General features: G+C 68.4%; 14 protein-coding genes. 8 read left to right on the top strand and 6 right to left on the bottom strand.

All coding sequences use genetic code 11. The features are described 5' to 3' along the window. Positions 1 to 41: 41 nt before the first annotated feature. Both hrpB and KAY22_RS01480 read right to left on the bottom strand, forming a co-directional pair. Entirely contained in the window at positions 42 to 2,489 is a 2,448-nt protein-coding gene (gene hrpB / locus KAY22_RS01485; RefSeq protein WP_296619233.1) for an ATP-dependent helicase HrpB, read from the bottom strand. A 433-nt stretch (positions 2,490 to 2,922) separates the two neighbouring features. Continuing rightward, positions 2,923 to 3,936 (bottom strand): polyprenyl synthetase family protein, encoded by a 1,014-nt coding sequence (locus tag KAY22_RS01480; protein ID WP_296619231.1) that lies wholly within the window; start codon positions 3,934 to 3,936, stop codon positions 2,923 to 2,925. Positions 3,937 to 4,098: 162 nt separating this feature from the next. On the opposite strand from KAY22_RS01480, the gene KAY22_RS01475 reads away from it, so the two are divergent. Both KAY22_RS01475 and KAY22_RS01470 read left to right on the top strand, forming a co-directional pair. Beyond that, entirely contained in the window at positions 4,099 to 4,383 is a 285-nt protein-coding gene (locus KAY22_RS01475; RefSeq protein WP_165322884.1) for a chorismate mutase, read from the top strand. A gap of 28 nt (positions 4,384 to 4,411) precedes the next feature. Continuing rightward, positions 4,412 to 5,404: a WYL domain-containing protein gene (locus KAY22_RS01470; RefSeq protein ID WP_296619225.1), complete on the top strand. Its 993-nt coding sequence runs from the start codon at positions 4,412 to 4,414 to the stop codon at positions 5,402 to 5,404. Here KAY22_RS01470 and KAY22_RS01465 read toward each other — a convergent pair. Continuing rightward, positions 5,401 to 7,134, bottom strand: a complete 1,734-nt coding sequence (locus KAY22_RS01465) for an FAD/NAD(P)-binding protein (RefSeq protein ID WP_296619223.1) — start codon at positions 7,132 to 7,134, stop codon at positions 5,401 to 5,403. The two genes, KAY22_RS01470 and KAY22_RS01465, sit on opposite strands and share 4 nt — an antisense overlap. A gap of 191 nt (positions 7,135 to 7,325) precedes the next feature. On the opposite strand from KAY22_RS01465, the gene KAY22_RS01460 reads away from it, so the two are divergent. After that, complete coding sequence (locus tag KAY22_RS01460; RefSeq protein ID WP_296619221.1) at positions 7,326 to 7,640, top strand: hypothetical protein; 315 nt, start codon at positions 7,326 to 7,328, stop codon at positions 7,638 to 7,640. Positions 7,641 to 7,644: 4 nt separating this feature from the next. On the opposite strand, the gene KAY22_RS01455 is transcribed toward KAY22_RS01460, so the two are convergent. Continuing rightward, a complete protein-coding gene (locus KAY22_RS01455; RefSeq protein WP_296619219.1) occupies positions 7,645 to 8,061 on the bottom strand; it encodes a hypothetical protein in 417 nt (138 codons plus the stop codon). 194 nt (positions 8,062 to 8,255) lie between these two features. On the opposite strand from KAY22_RS01455, the gene KAY22_RS01450 reads away from it, so the two are divergent. Next, on the top strand, positions 8,256 to 8,777 hold the full coding sequence (locus KAY22_RS01450; protein WP_366514053.1) for a hypothetical protein: 522 nt from the start codon (positions 8,256 to 8,258) through the stop codon (positions 8,775 to 8,777). 75 nt (positions 8,778 to 8,852) lie between these two features. After that, positions 8,853 to 9,038 (top strand): hypothetical protein, encoded by a 186-nt coding sequence (locus tag KAY22_RS01445; protein WP_296619216.1) that lies wholly within the window; start codon positions 8,853 to 8,855, stop codon positions 9,036 to 9,038. Positions 9,039 to 9,062: 24 nt separating this feature from the next. On the opposite strand, the gene KAY22_RS01440 is transcribed toward KAY22_RS01445, so the two are convergent. Together KAY22_RS01440 and KAY22_RS01435 are read right to left on the bottom strand one after the other, a co-directional pair. Further along, positions 9,063 to 9,905 (bottom strand): S1/P1 nuclease, encoded by an 843-nt coding sequence (locus tag KAY22_RS01440; protein WP_296619213.1) that lies wholly within the window; start codon positions 9,903 to 9,905, stop codon positions 9,063 to 9,065. Beyond that, on the bottom strand, positions 9,902 to 10,861 hold the full coding sequence (locus tag KAY22_RS01435) for an isoaspartyl peptidase/L-asparaginase family protein (protein ID WP_296619210.1): 960 nt from the start codon (positions 10,859 to 10,861) through the stop codon (positions 9,902 to 9,904). The genes KAY22_RS01440 and KAY22_RS01435 overlap by 4 nt, the downstream gene beginning before the upstream one ends. A gap of 203 nt (positions 10,862 to 11,064) precedes the next feature. Here KAY22_RS01435 and ispG point away from each other — a divergent pair, with 203 nt between their 5' ends. The 3 genes from ispG to KAY22_RS01420 all read left to right on the top strand — a co-directional run bounded on the left by ispG (position 11,065) and on the right by KAY22_RS01420 (position 13,640). Beyond that, complete coding sequence (ispG, locus tag KAY22_RS01430) at positions 11,065 to 12,189, top strand: flavodoxin-dependent (E)-4-hydroxy-3-methylbut-2-enyl-diphosphate synthase (RefSeq protein WP_296619207.1); 1,125 nt, start codon at positions 11,065 to 11,067, stop codon at positions 12,187 to 12,189. A 75-nt stretch (positions 12,190 to 12,264) separates the two neighbouring features. Further along, positions 12,265 to 13,149 (top strand): DMT family transporter, encoded by an 885-nt coding sequence (locus KAY22_RS01425; RefSeq protein WP_296619205.1) that lies wholly within the window; start codon positions 12,265 to 12,267, stop codon positions 13,147 to 13,149. After that, complete coding sequence (locus KAY22_RS01420) at positions 13,146 to 13,640, top strand: GNAT family N-acetyltransferase (protein WP_296619204.1); 495 nt, start codon at positions 13,146 to 13,148, stop codon at positions 13,638 to 13,640. Before KAY22_RS01425 ends, KAY22_RS01420 begins: the two co-directional genes overlap by 4 nt. The last annotated feature ends 95 nt before the right edge of the window (positions 13,641 to 13,735 follow it).

Here is a 13,735-nt window from a genome sequence, read left to right as displayed (position 1 = left end):
TTGAAACTCTCCGCCCCCTTGCCGCACCGGGCCGACCCGCGTCAAGAACGCTGCGCAGCCTTCTTCGTCCGCAGCGTGGGATCGGCGGCAGCCGGGTCGTCGGGCCAGGGGTGGCGCGGGTAACGGCCGCGCATCTCCTTTGCCACCGCCGACCAGCTGCCCGACCAGAAGCCCGGCAGATCCTTGGTCGTCTGGATCGGCCGACCCGCCGGCGAGGTGAGGCGCAGCGTCAGCGGCACCCGCCCGCCCCCGACCATGGGATGCGCCGACAGCCCAAACAGCGCCTGCGGCCGCACCTCGACCGCCGGCCCGCCCTCGGCGGCATAGTCGATTGGATGGCGGCTGCCGGCCGGCGATTGCAGATGTTCGGGTGCCAGCCGGTCGAGCGTCTGCTTGCCTTCCCAGCCGAGCAGGCCATGAAGCGCGTTGATCAGTTCGCCGGGCGCTATGTCGGACAGGCGGCGGCGCCCCTCGACCAGCGGCGGAAACCAGTCGTCGAGCGTCAGCATCAGCATAGCGTCGGACAGGTCGGGCAAGTCGCCGCCTTGAGCCGCTGCGAAAGCCGCTCGCCCGCGCAGGGCCTGAGCGGCGTCACTCCAGTCGAGCAGATCGAGCCCGCGCGTGCGGACGGCGTCGAGCAGGGCGGCAGCGATCATCGCGGGCGACGCGCTCTCGTCGCGTCCGGCAGACAGCACGATCGCCCCAAGCCGCCGCTCGCGCCGTGCCTCCACCGCACCGGTGGCCGCGTCGAAACGGGCGGTACGGCGCAGTTCGATATGGTCGGAGAACAGACGTTCGACGTCTGCCGCCTCGATCGGCACGGCCGACAGGATGCGTGCCCCCGAAGCCGCACCCTGGATCTCCGCCACCGCCAGCCATTCGCTCCGCGCCAGGCTGGACGTCGCGTCGAGCCGGAAGCCCCGCCCGCCGCTCGATATCCAGTCCTCGCCCGAGACTGACCGGCGCCGCGCGATCCGGTCTGGATAGGCCAACGCCACACAGGCGGCGACCATCGCATCGTCGCGCTCCTGCCCTTGCCCCACGAGCCGCGCCCAGCGCGCCGCGAGCTGGCGCGCTCCGTCCGCCCGACGCCCCCGCTCATTTCGCCAGCGGCGCAGGCGCAGATCGAGATCGGCATCCTGCCCGCCGAGACCGCGTTCGGACAGCAGGACCGCAATCTCCGCCGCCGTGCCGGCAAAGCCACCTTCCGCAGCGCGGATCAGCATATGGCCGAGACGCGGAGGCAGCGGCAGCGCGGCGATCGCCTTGCCATGCGCGGTCGGGCGTCCGTCCGCGTCGATCGCGTCGAGCCCGGCCAGCCGCTGGCGGGCTTCGGCCACGGCGGCCTCGGGCGGCGGATCGAGCCAGCGCAGGCTGGCGGGATCGCTCACCCCCCACAGCGCGCAGTCGAGCGTCAGCGACGACAGGTCGGTCTCGAGGATTTCGGGCGGATCATAGGGCGGGAGGCCCGCCGTCGCCGCCTGTTCCCACAGGCGATAGACGACGCCGGGCATCTGCCGGCCCGCGCGTCCAGCACGCTGCGTCGCCGCAGCCTGGCTCGCCCGCTCGGTAACGAGCCGGGTCATGCCCGCCGCCCGGTCATAGCGCGGGCGTCGGGCGAGTCCCGAATCGACGACGATGCGCAGTCCGTCGATCGTGATGCTGGTCTCCGCGATCGACGTGGCGAGCACCAGCTTGCGCGTGCCCTTGGGCGACGGCGCGATCGCGGCGCGCTGTTCGGCCGGATCGAGCGAACCGTGGAGGCGGTGGAGCGCGACATCATCCGGCAGGCCGGTCAGGCGCTCGGCAGTCCGCTCGATCTCGGCAACGCCGGGCAGGAAGGCGAGCAGGCTCCCCTCCCGCTCCTCCACCAGCGCCCGGCGGATCGCGGCGGCCATGTCGTCCTCGATGCGCCGCTCAGCCGAGCGGGGCAGATGGCGGATCTCGATCGGATGACCGCGCCCCGCGCTCTCGACCAGCGGCGCACCATCCATCAGCGTCGAGAAACGCGCGCCATCCAGCGTCGCCGACATCGCCACCAGCCGCAGGTCGGGGCGCAGCGCGGATTGCGCGTCGAGCGCCAGCGCCAGCCCGAAATCACTGTCGAGGCTGCGCTCGTGCACCTCGTCGAACAATACCGCCGACACGCCCGCCAGTTCGGGATCGGCCTGGATGCGGTTGACGAAAATCCCTTCGGTCACGACGAGGATGCGCGTGTCCGCCGACTGACGGCTGTCGAGCCGGGTCGCATAGCCGATGGTGCGCCCGACCGGCTCGCCCGCCAGCTCGGCCATCCGCTCGGCTGCCGCACGCGCGGCGAGGCGGCGCGGGGACAGGAGCAGGATACGGCCGTCGCACCAGCCTTCGCCGAGCAGGGCCGGCGCGACGGCGGTCGTCTTGCCGGCACCCGGCGGCGCCACCAGCACGGCATTGGGCCCTTCGCGCAAGGCGGCGAGCAGATCCGGGAGAACGGCTTCGATCGGCAACATCGAACCGGCTTTGGACCTATAAGCCCCTCTCTTTCAAGGGAGGGGATGGGGTGGGTGCGACGGCAAGGGGCTCGATGCCCCTTGGCGGCGTCTGTCGGTCGACCGGGGACGCTCGCTTCGCTCGCGACCCACCCCCGGCCCCTCCCTTGAAAGGGAGGGGTGAAGCGCGGGTCAGCAAGCGCGGGCGCCTGCGAACTGCGCGGCTTCATTGGAGCCACCGCTTAGGGCGGCAAACAGTGCCAGAACGTCAACGTCGATCAGCACATTCGCAGCTCTGAACCGACAAACCCCTCCCTTTCAAGGGAGGGGATGGGGTGGGTGCGGCGGCAGGGGGCTCGATGCCCTTGGCGGCGTCTGTCGGTCGACCGGGGACGCTCGCTTCGCTCGCGACCCACCCCCGGCCCCTCCCTTGAAAGGGAGGGGTGGATAAGAGTCAGTAGGCGCGCGCCACCGCGAACTGGGCGGCTTCGACCAGCGCAGCCTTGGCCATGCCGTTGGGGAAGCTGGCGAGCGCGTCGATCGCGCGCTGTGCATAATGGCGCGCGCGGGCGGCGGTGTCGGCCAGCGCCCCGGTCTGGCGGAGCAGTGCCGTCGCGCGGACCAGATCCTCGTCCTCGTTGCGCAGGCCCTCGATGGCCTCCCGCAGGAAGTCGCGATCGGCACCTTCGGCGCGGGCATAAGCGAGGATGACGGGCAACGTCACCTTGCCGTCGCGGAAGTCGTCGCCCGCGTCCTTGCCCATCGTCGCGCCGTCCGATTCATAATCGATGATGTCGTCGACCAGCTGAAAGGCGATGCCGAGATAGCGACCATATTGGTCGAGCGCGTCTTCCACCGCCGGTTCGCGTTCGGCGACGACCGCGGCGATCTTGCAGGCGGCAGCGAACAGCACCGCCGTCTTGGCGGTGATGATCTCGAGATAGCGCTCCTCGCTCGTCTCGATCCGGCGCTGCGCGGTCAGCTGGTTGACCTCGCCCTCAGCGATCACCGCCGAGGCGTTCGACAGGATGCGCAGGACGCGCAGCGACCCGTCTTCGACCATCAGCTCGAACGAGCGGCTGAACAGGAAATCGCCGACCAGCACCGAGGCGGCGTTGCCCCAGATCATGTTCGCCGTGCGGCGGCCACGGCGCAGGCCCGACTGGTCGACCACATCGTCGTGGAGCAGCGTCGCGGTGTGGATGAACTCGACCGTCGCCGCGAGCTTGAAGTGACGCTGCCCGGCATAGTCGAGCAGGCGCGCGCAGGCGAGCGTCAGCATGGGGCGCATTCGCTTGCCACCGCCGGCAATCAGATGGCCCGCCAGCTCGGGAATCAGCGGCACATCGGATTGCATCCGTTCGAGGATGACGGCGTTGACGGCGTTCATGTCGTTCGCCACGAGCGCCATCATCGGCTCCAGTGATGGAGCGGCGGCGCGGCGGATCGGGGTAACGGTCGCGGTCATGGGCTTGCCCATGGCGCCCGCGCGCGTGAAAGGCAAGCCCGGAGGCCACCTGTTTCGGCTCCAGCCGAGGCTTTTAAGGGGCCGGACGAAACTCGCCCTTGCCAAAGCGATAGGCTATACTCGATAGGCGGCGAACAGCATGAATTGGGGGCGTGGCGCCACATGGCCGACGAGACGTTGAACCGCTATCGCGAAAGCATCGACAATATCGATGCCGCCCTGATCTTCATGCTCGCCGAGCGCTTCAAGATCACCAAGGCGGTGGGCGAGCACAAGGCGAAGACCGGCCTACCCCCGGCCGATCCCGGCCGTGAGCAGGTACAGATTGAGCGGCTGCGGACGCTGGCCAAGAGCGCCAATCTCGATCCCGACTTTTCCGAGAAATTCCTGCGCTTCATCATCGACGAGGTGATCCACCACCATCGCAAGGCCGGCGCGGCCGGCTGAGCCCACCGCCGGCTAACGGAGCGAGGCCATGTCCTTCACCAAGGCGGTCGACCTGCTCCGGCTCGCGATGATGTGCAGCGGCCGGCGCGGCGTCTCGCTGAGCGAGGTCGAGGCCGAGTTCGCCTGCGTCCGCCGCACCGCACAGCGAATGATGGCCGCGCTCGAAGAGGCCTTTCCCGCCGCCGAGCGCCACATCGGCGAGGATGGCCGCCATTATTGGCGCCTCCCGGCGCGGGCGATCGCCCCCCTCCTGTCCCCCACGGCCGACGAACTGGCGGCCATGAGCGCGGCGGTCGGCGAACTCGATCGCGCCGGGATGACCGCCGAGGCCGGACGGCTGCGCGCGCTCGGTCAGAAGGTCCGCGCGCTGCTGCCGCCCGACAAGGGCAGCCGCCTGGCGGTCGACGAGGAGGCGCTGCTGGAAGCGATGGGCTATGCCGCCCGCCCCGGCCCCCGCCCCACGCTCGACGCGGAGGTCGACGCCGCCATTTCGCATGCTCTCAAAGGCCCGTTCCACCTGCGCATCACCTACCAGAGCCGCGCCGAGAATGCGCCGAGCGTCCGGACGATCGCGCCCTATGGCCTGCTGCTGGGCGCGCGGCGCTATCTGGTCGGCATGGACCTGGCGCGCGACGACGGGCGGCTGCGCCATTACCGCGTCGAGGATATCGGCGAGGCCGCCCCGCTCGACAGCAGCTTCGATTATCCCGAGGACTTCCACCTCGCCGACTATGCCGAGCGCGCCTTCGGCTCCTTCCACAACGACGCCGAATATGGCGAGGTCGTCTGGAAGTTCGCGCCCCACGCCGCCGACCGCGCGCGGCGCTTCCTCTTCCACCCGCGCCAGACGAGCGAGGCGCTGCCCGATGGCTCCCTGATCGTCCGCTTCGCCGCATCAGGGCATCTGGAGATGGCCTGGCACCTCTACAGCTGGGGCGATGCCGTCGAGGTGCTCGCGCCACCGGCGCTGGCGGACATGGTCCATCCGTTTCGGCGGACCGACTTCAAGGCGCTGCCTTAACCCGTCGCCGTCTCAAGCTGTTCGTCGCTGGCGGCGATGGGCAGGACGGCGCCGTCCGCCAGCGAAATGGACGGCTGGTCGAGCATCTCCAGCAGGTCCATGGTCGAAATCGACGCACTGGCCTCTGATGGCTCTGCGCGGATGGACTCGGCCATGGCCCGCGCCATTGCCGCGCATTCGACCAACCCCTGCACGAACGGCCGATTGCGCAACAGGAAGGGCAGCGCGCACAGGTGCACGCGCTTGAGGGCGACATCGCCATCGGTGCCGCACGTAAGATCCTCGGCGGGGTTCAAGCCGCTTTTCCAATCCTCTCCCTCGGCGAGCGCGCTGGCGCAGAGCTGCAGGCGCAAGGTGGGAAAGGGGAAGTGGTTGAGCGCCGCCGCCTGCGAGCCGCGTGCATCGATCAGTTCGTCTACCCGCCCGGTCCAGTCGGGCGAGCGCACCAGCCAACTCAGGCCCGAGCCGGGCGAGATCTCGTAATCCTTGCCCAGAGCCACCAGATCCACGGCCTGCGCATCGTGCAGGGCCAGCATGCGCTCGATCGAAAGATGGGGAACCGCCGCGTAATTGTCGGTGAACACGCGCTTGAGGCCGGCGTGAAGGCGGGCGAGATCGGCTGGCGATAGCGCGGGTATCACCTCCGCAAAGACTTCATGCGCCTTGAGGATGGCAATCCGCCACGCCGGAGTCCGGTGATTGGCATGCCAGGCCTTCACATCGGCCAGATTGGTCCGCGCATGCGCCCACGGGCCGCGCGCCTGCCGCTCAGCGAAATAGCGCTCGGCGAAGTCATCGGCGGTCGCATCGGCAAGGCCGATGGTCTTCGCCCAGTCCGGATCCGCGGCTGCGAGCGCGCGCGCGAACAGGACGAACAACCGATCCAGATCGCCATCCTCGCCGCGCACGCTTGCGGCGGCGCTTTCCGGCGTAAAATGCTCCAGCTCGGGCAGCGGATGCGGAAACCAGAAATCAGCCTCTGGCAACAGACCGTGCCGGCTGAACAGCGTCGCCCGCCAGGGGGTCTCGGCTACATAGACCAGCCGTCCGTCGCGCTCGACAAAGTCCCCGCGCTTCATCGCGATGCCCACAACCGCATCGATAGCCGACAGCGATGAGCCCAGCACGCCGATATGCACCGCAGCCTTTCCAGCGCTCTCCCCGGCCCCATTGCCCTTCGGCGTGATCGGACCATAGCCCGATGCGACGATGACCCGATCGAACGCGTCCTGGAAAGCCGAACCAGCGCCGTCCCGCCAGTTGACCCTGCAGCCATGGGGCAGGGCCACGACATCGATCACATCTGCCTGGCGATGGACCGAAACCGGTATCGGGCTGCGTTCGACAACGAGAGTGAACTGGTCGGCCAGCCACGCGCCCAGCACCACCCGGGAAAAGAAGGCGCGGTCATTGCCGGCATCGTCCCCGATGCCCCAGGCGTCGAGCCTGCCACGCGGCTGGCGCACCGCCCAGACGTTAAGCGGCTCGACCACCGGCGGGATCTCGATCCCTGCGATGTTGGACAATGCATGCGGGTCGTTCAGCTGTTCCGAATAGGCCAGCCCCGGCCCGCAGGTGTCGCCGCTCTCGAAAACGACAATCTCGCGCGCTGCGCCTGTGCGGGTAAGCGCTTCGAGCGTATAGGTGCCGGTCGCCCCCGCCCCGATAATGGCGATGCGTTCGCCCGACGCAGGGGGTGGGCTTGCGGTGGCAGAGAGAGTTCTGGTCATGAAAAAGCGGCCGTCAATCGGAGTTCTGTAACGCGTCCGAAATCACGGAGTTCCGAAGACAGGACGAACCGAGCGACAATTTCCTACACAAGCCGGGCTTCCGCATCCTGAACCCCCTCCCAGAAGGATGACCATTTCTGTCACCCCTATGTCCTACACCGGTCCTCGTCGAACTGGAAAGGACGAAGGACATGAGCATCGGCTTCGAACATCAGCCCATCGGTCGCTACATCATCGACATCGACGGATGCCTGCGCGCCACGGACCAGCGGGTCGTGGACGTGCGCGAATTGCGGGCGCTGCATGGGCGTATGGACGAGGATGCGCTGTTGGTGCGCGAACTGAACGGCGAGACGATCCCTCTGTCGGCAGACGAACGGATCGAGTTGAACGAGCATAGCGTCGCCTTCTTCCGCAGCTGCTCCGGCCCGCGCCTGTTTCGCTACTGCATCCCGCAGGTGACGATGCGCGGTGGCTGGTACGGCGGGCGGGCGATCGCCGCCTGATCGCTCAGGCGAGCAGGTCGAGCGTCGCGTCGGCCATCTTGCCGGCAGTCCGAAGCGCGGCAGCGCTGGCGGTGTAGAGCTGGACGCCGATCATGCGGTCGATGCTTTCCTCGGCCAGATCGACCGCAGGTGCTGCAACCATGCCATCAGCATCGGCGAGCGGGTTTTGGGGGTCATAGCCGGCGCGGTAGCCGGGCTCTTCCTCGAAGCGCACCGCCACGCCGCCGCCCGGCTGGGTCCGGCCGACCGCACGGATCGGCTGATAGACGGCGGGCACCGCTGCAGCGGTGGCGGCAGCGGTTGCGGGCGTATTGCTGGGCAGCGTGCCGAGCGTGCGCGCATTGGCGACGTTCGAGGCGGCGGCGGTGACGATCGCCTGCCCGAACTGCATGCCCGATCGCGCGATGTTGAAACTGTCCATGACGATGCTCCGGTTCGCAGCCGTCATCGGCCGGCACCGGCGAACAAAGGCTTCAGCGACCCGGTTAAGGGCGCGCTAATCGCCTTTCGCCGGCAAATGATGCGCGGGCGGAACCAATTGCCCGGCGACCCATTACGTCAGTCTCGGAAATGCAATATCGCTGCCACGCGGCGGCATGTCATGGGACCAGGGGCATGAACAGGATTCTGACGGGCGCTACCCTTATCGCGTTGCTCGCGCTGCCGGCGATGGCGGGCGCGCGGCAGGAGCAGAACGAAGCCGAGAAGCAGCCGAACCGCGTCGAGGACGTCGGCCGCGGCGCGGGCCGGATCGCGTCGCAACCGGCGCGTGACGTCGGCGTCGCCAAGACCAACATCCCGCCTGCGTTGCAGACGGCCGCCGAGGCACCCTACAGCCTGACCGGCATCAAGACCTGCCGCGACATTTCCAGGGCATTCGCACAGCTCACCGAAGAGCTCGGCCCCGACTTCAAGGCCGGAGACAAGCCCAAGGAGAATCGCGCGGGCAAGCTGGCCGAGGCCGGCGGCAAGACGATCGTCAACTCGATCATCCCGTTCCGTGGCCTCGTCCGCGAAGTCACCGGCGCGGCGCCTGCGCAGCGGCGGCTGGAGCGCGCGATCGACGCGGGTCTGGCGCGGCGCGGCTTCCTGCGCGGCGTCCACCAGACCCGCAAGTGCAAGACCGCGCTAAAATAATCGGCTCACGCAAAGCGCTTTGACGGCGGACGATCCCGCTCTATCCTCCCATTCCCATAACGATGGAGAGGATTCATGCTCGTCATGTTCGTCGGCGCCGACCGCGTCGAAACCGCCGTCAACGCCTCGCAGGTCACCTTCATCTCGCAAGTCACCGAGGGCACGCGCATCCGCTTCGGCGAAGGGCGCAGCGTGACCGTCACCGAGCCGCTGGGCGAGGTGGTCGAAAAGCTCAACTGGGGTATGCGCCCGCACGAATGACGCCGGGCGGATCCGCCTGAAGGCTCAGCCGAGAGTTTCGTCGAGCAGGCGCGCGAGGCGCAGGCCGCCGCGCGCGACCTGATGCCGCAACACCGGGATCAGGGCTACGATCCTGTCATTGTCGAGCACCGGTCGCGTCGCGGGCACCGTCGCGCAGGCGTCGCCGAGCAGCGCCGCATAGGCGTGATGCGCGATCTGCCAGCTCTCGCGGCTCCACTCTTCGACCGTACCGGCGGCTTCGGCCGAACGCTCGGCAACCGGAACCGTCGAGAGAATCCCCATCGGCCCACCCGGCGGGGTCGAGATGGCGCGATCCGCAAGCAGCCCGTCCCAGATGCTGTGCAAATTGCTGTTCGGACGGAAGCCATAATCGGCCTTCATATCGTTGCCCCCGCGATCGTGCCGGTCGCCCGCGTGCAGCGGCTGATGCAGGTCGCCCATGAAATGGACCAAGAAGACCAGCGCCTCGACCCGCACGCGGACCGGCTGGCTGCGGTCGGCGAGCAGGCGCACGTCGCGTTCGATCTGCCGCGCGACACAATTGCCGTCGGGGCAGTTCGCCTTGAGGTCGAACGGCCGGCAGACGTCGATATTCTGGTAATGCCAGTTATAGGCGTAGCTGTAGCGGTCCTTGAGGGTCTTGACGCAGTCGGCCCAGACCGAGGCCTGCTCGATCGTGCGCGCGGGACAGGTCGGCGTCTCGAGCAGGTCGCTGCGCGCCAGCAGCCGCCCGATCCGCGCGCGGGTCTGCGGCTTGACCGAGGCCATGGCGATGGTGGCGACGGTCTCATGCCCATATTCCCACCAGGCATGCGCCGGGGTCGCGGTACCGAGCAGCGCCGCCAGCATCAGCAGGAGCCGAATCATTCGCCGATGCCGTAGAGCTCGACGCGGTGCGGCTCGCCCCCTCGCGCCATGCCGCGATACATGCCCTGGCTGTTGAAGCACCAGCCACCGCGTCCCTGCGCGTCGACGCTGATCAGCCCGCCGACCCCGCCGAAGGCACCGATCTCGCCGATCACCGCGCCCGCCGCCTCGTCGAGGCCCGCGCCACCAAGTCGGACACGCGCCGACAGTTCGTGCGCCGCGCCGACCCGGATGAAATGTTCCCCCGATCCGGTGCAGGAGGTCGCCGCCCCCGCATCCTCGGCCCAGGTGCCGGCGCCGATCACCGGCGAATCGCCGATACGGTTCCAGCGCTTGCCGGTCAGCCCGCCGGTCGAGGTCGCCGCAGCGACATGGCCCTGCGCGTCGCGCGCGACCGCGCCGACGGTGCCATATTTGAGGTCGGCGTCGAAGGTACCGCCCTTGCGCAGCTCCTCATATTGGCGCCAGCGCTCGTCGGTGTGGAACCAGGCGGGGGCGACCTGTTCGATGCCATGTTCGGCGCCGAAGCGGTCGGCACCACCGGCGGTGAGCATGACGTGCGGGCTCTGCTCCATCACCGCACGGGCGAGAGTCACCGGGTTGCGCGCCTTTGTGACCGCGCTGACCGCGCCGGCATCGCGCGTCGCTCCGTCCATGATCGCGGCATCGAGCTCGTTGATGCCGTCGGCGCTGAAGACGGCGCCCCGGCCCGCGTTGAAATAGGGATCATCCTCCAGCACGCGCACCGCCGCCTCGACCGCGTCGACGGCGCTGCCGCCCGCGGCGAGGATCTTCGCGCCGGAATCGAGCGCGGCGACGAGAACGACGCGGGCATGGTCCTCCTGCTCCTTGCTGAGGTTCAGCTGGCGGAGCTGGCCCGCGCCGCCATGGATGACGAGCGTCCAACCTTCGACAGGGGCGCTCCAATAGGAAGAGATGGTGCGATCTTGGGACACGGGATCATCCGGATTATCGGGGCTCCGCGCGCGGCGGCCGCCCGGCATGGCAAGCGAACGCCCTCTTCCCGCGCGCTGCGGGACCCCGGCGAAACCGCACGTGGCGCTCCTCCGGAAAAGCCGGGGCGAACCGGCATGACGGCTGTTCTCATCAGGCGTTTGAGCCTATACGGGCGGCATCGATTTTCAAAGAGCGGAATCCCATGTCCCTTCGTCCCTGGCGTAACATCGAGCGGCGCAAGTCGCGGCAGATCATGGTCGGCAAGGTTCCGGTCGGCGGCGACGCCCCCGTGACCGTGCAGACCATGACCAACACGCCGACCGAGGATGCGCGCGCCACGATCGACCAGATCCGCCGCTGCGAGGATGCGGGCGCCGACATCATCCGCGTCTCCTGCCCCGACGAGCCCTCGACCGCCGCTCTGCGCGAGATCGTCCGCGCGGCGAAGGTGCCGATCGTCGCCGACATCCATTTCCACTATAAGCGCGCGCTGGAAGCCGCCGACGCCGGCGCCGCCTGCCTGCGCATCAACCCCGGCAATATCGGCTCGGCCGACCGCGTCGCCGAGGTCGTCCGCGCCGCCAAGGCCAATGGCTGCTCGATCCGCATCGGCGTGAACGCCGGCAGCCTCGAAAAGGATCTGCTCGAAAAATATGGCGAGCCCTGCCCCGAGGCGCTGGTCGAAAGCGCGCTCGACCATATCAAGCTGCTGCAGGACCACGATTTCCACGAATATAAGGTGGCGGTGAAGGCGTCCGACGTCTTCCTGGCGGTGTCCGCCTATATGGGCCTGGCCGAGGCGGTCGACTGCCCGCTCCACCTGGGCATCACCGAAGCGGGCGGCCTGATCGGCGGCACCGTCAAATCGGCGATCGGCATCGGCAATCTGCTCTGGGCCGGGATCGGCGACACGATCCGCGTCTCGCTGTCGGCCGAGCCCGAGGAAGAGGTCCGCGTCGGCTTCGAGATCCTCAAGGCGCTGGGCATCCGCAACCGCGGCGTCCGCGTCGTCTCCTGCCCCAGCTGCGCGCGGCAGGGCTTCGACGTGATCCGCACCGTCCAGACGCTGGAGGAGCGGCTCCAGCATATCCGCGTGCCGCTTTCACTGTCGGTGCTCGGCTGCGTGGTGAACGGCCCCGGCGAGGCGCGCGAGACCGACATCGGCCTGACCGGGGGCGGTGCCGGCAAGCATATGGTCTATCTGTCGGGTGTCACCGACCATACGGTGCAGGATGCCGACATGGTCGAGCACATCGTCCGCCTGGTCGAGGCCAGGGCTGCCGAGATCGAGGCCGCCGAAGCCGCGCAGGCCGAAGCCGCCGAATGACGCCGGCAATGCACGGTTGACGATGGGGGACTGCACGGCCGACCGGTCGGGGCAGCGTGAGGAACGAAGGCGCAGATGAAGCAATATCCGGTGGTGGTGGCCTTCGGCGTCGGCTGCCTCGGCATCGCCGTCTTCTCCGCCATGGATGCCGTGGTGAAGGCGCTGACGCTGATCCTCGGCACCTACAACACTTTGCTGTGGCGCAGTTTCGCAGGGATAGGCTTCAGCGGCATCCCGTGGCTCTGGTCGCGCCCCGCCCGCCCCTCGCGCCACGCGATGCGGCTGCATATCGAGCGCGGAGTCGTGTCCGCCGTCATGGCAGTGCTGTTCTTCTGGGGCCTCGCCCGCACACCGATGGCGCAGGCCGTCGCACTGACCTTCATCGCCCCCTTGATCGCGCAGGGCCTCGCCGTGCTGCTGCTGAAGGAGAAGATGAAGCGCGGCGCGCTGCTCGGCTCGCTGCTGGGCTTTTGCGGGGTGCTCGTCATCCTGTGGGGGCAGAGCAGCGCGAAGATGGGGCCGGAGGCCTTTCTCGGCGCGATCGCGGTGATGCTGTCGGCGGTCTGCTACGCCTACAACATCATCCTGATGCGGCGGCAGGCGCAGGTCGCCGATCCCTATGAGGTCGCCTTCTTCCAGAGCGTGATCGTGGCGCTCAGCCTCGCGGTCGCCATGCCCTGGCTGGCGGAGCTGCCGCCGGTCGAGCATTGGCCGATGCTGCTGCTCGCCGCGCTGCTGGCGACCCTGTCGCTGGGACTGCTCGGCTGGGCCTATGCCCGCGCCGAGGCCAGCTATCTGGCGCCGGTCGAGTTCACCGCCTTCATCTGGGCGACTTTGTGGGGCTTCATATTCTTCGACGAGAAGGTGGGCCTGCCGACATTGGCCGGCGCTGCCCTGATTGTCGCCGGCTGCATGATCGCCGCCCGCGCGCCCAATCTCGAAAGGGACGTCATCCCATGACCGCCACCACGACCTTGACCATCCGCCGCGCCCGGCCCGGCGACGAGCACGACATCCTCCGCCTGATCCGCGATCTCGCCACCTACGAAAAGGAACCCGACGCGGTCGAGGCGACCCCGGAGGGGCTGGCCGACAAGCTGTTCGGCGAGAATCCCCGCGTCTTCGCCCATGTCGCCGAACGCGACGGCATCGTCGTCGGCATCGCCGTCTGGTTCTTCAACTTCTCGACCTGGACCGGCCGCCACGGCATCTATCTCGAAGACCTTTACGTCGACCCGCAGGCGCGCGGCGGCGGCATCGCGCGCAAGCTGTTCGAAGCGCTGGGCGAAGCGGCCCGAGAGAACGACTGCGCCCGGATCGACTGGTCGGTGCTCGACTGGAACGAACTGGCGAAAGGCCTCTACCGCAAGCTGGGCGCGCGCCACATGCAGGATTGGGAGCCCTGGCGCGTCGACGGCGCAGCGCTGGAGGCGTTGGGGAAGCGGGGGTGAGCCGATGCAGGGCAATTAAGTGGAGTGTCACTGGAAACAAGAGAGTTCCAACGTACTGATCCCTTCTACCAGCTTTGTTCAAACACAGACCTCTG

The organism is Rhizorhabdus sp. (genome assembly GCF_018006725.1).
GTDB lineage: Bacteria > Pseudomonadota > Alphaproteobacteria > Sphingomonadales > Sphingomonadaceae > Rhizorhabdus.
The sequence above is the reverse complement of the archived record's forward strand: the minus strand, read 5'-3'. Positions and strand labels throughout refer to the sequence as shown.

Coding starts and splice junctions, on each gene's coding strand:
- hrpB (WP_296619233.1), bottom strand. CDS start 2,489: ATGTTGCCGATCGAAGCCGTTCTCCCGGATCTGCTCGCCGCCTTGCGC.
- KAY22_RS01480 (WP_296619231.1), bottom strand. CDS start 3,936: ATGACCGCGACCGTTACCCCGATCCGCCGCGCCGCCGCTCCATCACTG.
- KAY22_RS01475 (WP_165322884.1), top strand. CDS start 4,099: ATGGCCGACGAGACGTTGAACCGCTATCGCGAAAGCATCGACAATATC.
- KAY22_RS01470 (WP_296619225.1), top strand. CDS start 4,412: ATGTCCTTCACCAAGGCGGTCGACCTGCTCCGGCTCGCGATGATGTGC.
- KAY22_RS01465 (WP_296619223.1), bottom strand. CDS start 7,134: ATGACCAGAACTCTCTCTGCCACCGCAAGCCCACCCCCTGCGTCGGGC.
- KAY22_RS01460 (WP_296619221.1), top strand. CDS start 7,326: ATGAGCATCGGCTTCGAACATCAGCCCATCGGTCGCTACATCATCGAC.
- KAY22_RS01455 (WP_296619219.1), bottom strand. CDS start 8,061: ATGGACAGTTTCAACATCGCGCGATCGGGCATGCAGTTCGGGCAGGCG.
- KAY22_RS01450 (WP_366514053.1), top strand. CDS start 8,256: ATGAACAGGATTCTGACGGGCGCTACCCTTATCGCGTTGCTCGCGCTG.
- KAY22_RS01445 (WP_296619216.1), top strand. CDS start 8,853: ATGCTCGTCATGTTCGTCGGCGCCGACCGCGTCGAAACCGCCGTCAAC.
- KAY22_RS01440 (WP_296619213.1), bottom strand. CDS start 9,905: ATGATTCGGCTCCTGCTGATGCTGGCGGCGCTGCTCGGTACCGCGACC.
- ispG (WP_296619207.1), top strand. CDS start 11,065: ATGTCCCTTCGTCCCTGGCGTAACATCGAGCGGCGCAAGTCGCGGCAG.
- KAY22_RS01425 (WP_296619205.1), top strand. CDS start 12,265: ATGAAGCAATATCCGGTGGTGGTGGCCTTCGGCGTCGGCTGCCTCGGC.
- KAY22_RS01420 (WP_296619204.1), top strand. CDS start 13,146: ATGACCGCCACCACGACCTTGACCATCCGCCGCGCCCGGCCCGGCGAC.